The organism is Butyricicoccus sp., assembly GCF_050872565.1.
Classification (GTDB): domain Bacteria; phylum Bacillota; class Clostridia; order Oscillospirales; family Butyricicoccaceae; genus Butyricicoccus_A.
In genome coordinates this window covers 1-1,305 of record NZ_JBNMHC010000487.1, presented here as the reverse complement: position 1 = coordinate 1,305, position 1,305 = coordinate 1, and the positions used below count along the sequence as shown (strand labels likewise).

Genomic DNA, 1,305 nt, shown 5'->3' with positions numbered 1-1,305 from the left:
TCGTTCCGCGTGGCACGCGGCGATAAAATTGCCTTTGTCGGCAAGACCGAGCAGGCAGCAACAACCCTGTTCCAGATTTTGATGGGTGAGATGGAGCCGGACGAAGGCAGCTTCAAGTGGGGCGTTTCCACCAGCCAGTCGTATTTCCCGAAGGACAACTCGGAGTTCTTCAATGGCCACACCGAGAGCATGTTGGATTGGCTGGCTCCGTATTCGCAGACGGATACGCTGGAAACAACCCTGCGTTCGTTCTTGGGCAAGATGCTGTTTTCCGGCAACGATGTATATAAGCCGGTAAATGTCCTGTCCGGCGGCGAGAAGGTTCGCTGCATGTTGGCACGTATGATGCTGTTTGGTTCCAATGTACTGGTTGTCGATCAGCCGACCAACCATCTGGATCTGGAATCCATCACCGCAGTCAATAACGGTCTGATTGACTTTAAGGGCAATGTCCTGTTTGCATCGCATGACCACGAGTTCACGCAGACTATCGCCAACCGTATCATTGAAATCACAGAGGATGGCGTTTGGGATAAGCAGTGCACCTATGACGAATATCTCGAAATTCGAGGCTAATGACAAAAGAGGCGACAGCAAATCTGCTGTTGCCTCTTGTTGCTTGCGAATTAGAGCTTCATGTGGTATTCTTAAATATAGCACTACCACAAACGGTAGGCGGTTTGTTCCTCTTGACGGAGGACAGACTTCTTTTGCCCTCTGATCTTAGGAGAGAAGGGATGCACTATGGTTACATATGAAGCGTTGTTTGCTTATACAGCAGCCATTGTTAGTGTGATTTCTCTGACTGTTCAGATTATTGCTCTGGTCATTCAGCTGACAAAAAAGAAGTAACCGCCCAGCTTCCACACCAGCGGTTACTATCTTGTAACAACTTTTGAGGGACGACCGTCTACTGGTAGTGCCTCTTATTATCTTGATTATAACATATCCTAGGGGTTTGTCAATTGATGGAGGGGATTATGGATTCAAAAAAACGAGTGCGTGTCATGATACATATTTTGCTGGTGATTGCCATTATGACGTTTATTTTTTCGCATTCTCTGGCGAATCGTGCGCAATCATCGGAAGAAAGTATGGGCGTCCTAAATTTTTTGATGAAGATACTCGGAACGGTTGGTTTAGGGGGTGGATTGACCGAACATGTCGTGCGTAAGATGGCACATTTTTCTGAATTTGCTGCGTTGGGATTTTTCGCTGCGATTGTCATGCAGGATATTCGTATTGTCCGGATTCCCTATGTGCTCAATGTATTTTTGTTTGGCATCTTGTGTGCGATGACGGATG

The 1,305-nt window shown here is 47.0% G+C and carries 2 protein-coding genes; both read left to right on the top strand.

Translation table 11 applies throughout. The features are described from left to right. A partial coding sequence (locus tag ACR0P9_RS12790; protein ID WP_432620733.1) for an ATP-binding cassette domain-containing protein occupies positions 1-576 on the top strand: 576 nt, incomplete at its 5' end. Between the two features lie 404 nt (positions 577-980). Further along, positions 981-1,305 (top strand): VanZ family protein (locus ACR0P9_RS12785; RefSeq protein ID WP_432620731.1); only part of this gene is annotated, 325 nt, incomplete at its 3' end.